At 30.9% G+C, this 3049-nt stretch carries 4 protein-coding genes; 1 reads left to right on the forward strand and 3 read right to left on the reverse strand.

The genetic code is table 11. From position 1 onward, the window contains the following. Positions 1-503 (forward strand): class I tRNA ligase family protein (locus tag HG1285_RS05090; RefSeq protein ID WP_008288480.1); only part of this gene is annotated, 503 nt, incomplete at its 5' end. 1 nt (position 504) lies between these two features. On the opposite strand, the gene HG1285_RS05085 is transcribed toward HG1285_RS05090, so the two are convergent. From HG1285_RS05085 to HG1285_RS05075, 3 genes are read right to left on the reverse strand one after another with little or no spacing between them, the layout of a single operon-like run. Then, positions 505-867 (reverse strand): hypothetical protein, encoded by a 363-nt coding sequence (locus HG1285_RS05085; RefSeq protein WP_008288481.1) that lies wholly within the window; start codon positions 865-867, stop codon positions 505-507. Continuing rightward, positions 867-2213 (reverse strand): glucose-6-phosphate isomerase, encoded by a 1347-nt coding sequence (locus tag HG1285_RS05080; protein ID WP_008288482.1) that lies wholly within the window; start codon positions 2211-2213, stop codon positions 867-869. The genes HG1285_RS05085 and HG1285_RS05080 overlap by 1 nt, the downstream gene beginning before the upstream one ends. Beyond that, positions 2200-2889, reverse strand: coding sequence for an endonuclease V (locus HG1285_RS05075; protein WP_008288483.1), 690 nt, complete (start codon positions 2887-2889; stop codon positions 2200-2202). The genes HG1285_RS05080 and HG1285_RS05075 overlap by 14 nt, the downstream gene beginning before the upstream one ends. Between the last annotated feature and the right edge of the window lie 160 nt (positions 2890-3049).

Here is a 3049-nt window from a genome sequence, read left to right on the forward strand (position 1 = left end):
AAAACTTAAACAAAGAAGATAAAGATTTAAGAAGAAAACTTCATAAAACAATCAAAAAAGTTAATGATGACATAACAAGGGAGTACCAGTTCAACACAGCAATAGCTTCTATAATGGAATTTTTCAACAGCCTAACCTCTTATAAAGGAGAAAATAAAAAGATATTAAAAGAATCAGTTGAAAACCTTATACTTCTTTTATCACCATTTACACCGTTTATAGCAGATGAACTTTGGAGAATTATAGGAAACACCGGCTATACACTACAGCAAAAATTCCCGGAGGCAGACCCATCTGCATTAATTGAGGAAGAAAAGGAAATACCAGTTCAAATCAATGGAAAAATGAGAGGAAAAATTACAGTTCCTGCAGATGCATCAGAAGAACAGGTTTTAAACACTGCTCTTGAAAATGAAAATATAAAGAAATGGGTAGAAGGAAAAGAAATAATAAAAACTATTTTTGTAAAAGGTAAAATATTAAATATTATCGTTAAGGGATAGTTTAAGCTATCCCTTTTTTAATCCCTTCAAGTATTTGCGGAAGCTGGGAAGTTATCATTCCATTTGTAGCTACAAAATCTACTCCAAATTCCTTAGCTTTACCTGCAAGGTCAGTTCTTGTATGGCCGCAGTATCCTACAATTTTTACATTTTTTTCTTTGATTTTAGGAATTAATTCAAAAACAGGATTTCTTTTTGATTCTAAATTTACAATCACAAAATCCGGATTAAACTCATCAATTTTAGAAAGGTCTTTTTCTTTAAAAAAGGCGATTATTTTTGCTTCATATCCTGCAAGTGTTGCAAGCTGTTTTATTTTTGAATTTAGCATTAAATTTTCATCTATTATTAAAACCTTTTCCATTAATCTACCTCTAATTTGTATTTTTCTTTATAAAGTTCTTTAAATTCCTCTAATTTGTCTTCATATCCTTCTCTTCCCATAAGGGCATACATAAAGTTTTTGCCTTCTTCCACAGCAGGCTGGTCAAAAGGATTTATTTTATATAAATATCCTGAAAATCCTGTTGCCATCTCATACATATAAATAAGCATGCCTATATTATAAGGTGAAAGCTTATCCATAGTTATAGTAATGTTCGGCACTTTACTTTTAGTCAATGCAGCCTTAGTTCCAAGAAGTTCTTTTGTTAGAATATCATGAAGAGTATGGTTCTTAATATAAGAAATGTCATCTGGAATATTATCAGGTATCTTTAAATCTCTTGAAGGTTTTTCAACGTATATAAACGTTATTATTTTATCTTTTATTCCTTCTCTGTAGAGCTGAATCTGTGAATGCTGGTCAACTGTCCCAAGAGCTTTTACAGGAGTCTGTCCAAGACCGTCTTTGCCTAAACTTTCTGCCCAGAGCTGTCTCCACCAATCTACAAACTTTTCAATTCTTTCTGCGTAAGGCATCATCACGGCTATGCTTTTTCCTCTTCTCATGTTGGCAAGGTAATGTACCATTGCAATTAGATAAGCTGGATTATGTTCAACATGTTCTTCTACAGAGCAAATTAAATCCATCTTCTTTGCACCTTCAAGTAGCTGGTCAATATCTATTCCTAAGCATGCAGCAGGAAACAATCCAACAGGTGTTAAAACAGAGAATCTTCCACCAACTGGTTTTGGTATATCAAATGTTTTTATATTATTTTCCTGTGCAAATTTTCTTAAAAATCCTTTTTCTGGGTCAGTTGTAATTACAAGGTGTTTTTGCCAGTTTTCTGGGATTTTTTCTTTTAAAATATCTAAAATAATTGAAAAATTTGCAATGGTTTCTACTGTTGAACCTGATTTTGATACAACATTGAAAATGGTTTTTTCTATATCTATTTTTTCTAAGATAGATGCAACTTTTTCAGGGTCAACGTTATCAAGAACGTAAAATTTTGGAAAATCAAACTCATTATGATTTATCCATGTTAAAGCTTGAAAAAGCATTTCTGCCCCAAGAGATGAACCGCCAATACCGATTAAAACAAAATAGTCGAAATTTTCTCTAATATAATTGGCATATTTTTTTATTTCAGATGTATCCTGGTAAGGAAGTTTTGCAAAATAAAATTTATTTTCTTTTTCTTTTTGAATTCTTGAATGGGTTTCAACTATAAAGTGTCTAAATGAGTTTAACTCTTCTCTGAGTATACCGTCCCTTTCTCCAATAATATCTGCCATTGCATTTGTGTAATCAATTTTTATCAATTTTTTCCCTCCTGTATTTTTGTAAATAATTATGTGCTCTTCGTGTCGGCTCTGGAAGTTTATATCTATCTACACATTTTAATACTAATTTTAAAGAAGATTCTACAGATATGTTATTACCAGGAGATACAAACACTGGATTTGCATTTTCCTTAGTTCTAACTACGTATCCTCTAAGCTCACCATCAACATAAACAGGTTTGTATGAAAATTTTTTATTTTCCGGCATTTCAAACTCACCAACTAATTTTGACTTTCCAACACCAACAGAAATTTGATTTGTAATAACTCCAAAATGTGCAGCAATCCCCATTTTCCTGGGATGAATTATTCCCATACCATCAACTAAAAAAGCATCTGGTTTTATTTTTAGTTTTTTATAAGCTTCTAAAATTACAGGAAGTTCTCTGTAAGCTAAAAATGTTGGTATATAAGGAAAATCTATAATTTTTTCTGCAAAAAAAACTTCAACTTCTTTAAAATTATCCTCAATATCTAAAACAACTATACAGGAAATGGCAGTTGTTGGATTTTCCCATATATTTGTAAAAGTTGTATCTATCCCTGCTACAAGTTTTATTTCATCTACAGTTTTTTTATCTTTTAGTTTGAGCTTTTTTGAAAGATTTACCTGCTCTCTTTTCAAATTTTCTATTAATTTTTCATCAATATACATCTAAAATACCACCAGATTATCTCTATGAATAGCTTCTTTTCCTCCCTTTTTACCTAAAACTTTTAAGAGCTCTTTTGATGAGTAGTTGACAATACCTTTCCCTATTATTTTTCCTTCTTCATTTCATAGCAACCACATTTCCTTTTGAAAATATCCTTCA

This window comes from Hydrogenivirga sp. 128-5-R1-1 (assembly GCF_000171895.1).

Bases quoted from the DNA above. Each gene is read 5' to 3' on its own strand.
- HG1285_RS05075 (WP_008288483.1), bottom strand. From the start codon at position 2,889: ATGTATATTGATGAAAAATTAATAGAAAATTTGAAAAGAGAGCAGGTA.
- HG1285_RS05085 (WP_008288481.1), bottom strand. From the start codon at position 867: ATGGAAAAGGTTTTAATAATAGATGAAAATTTAATGCTAAATTCAAAA.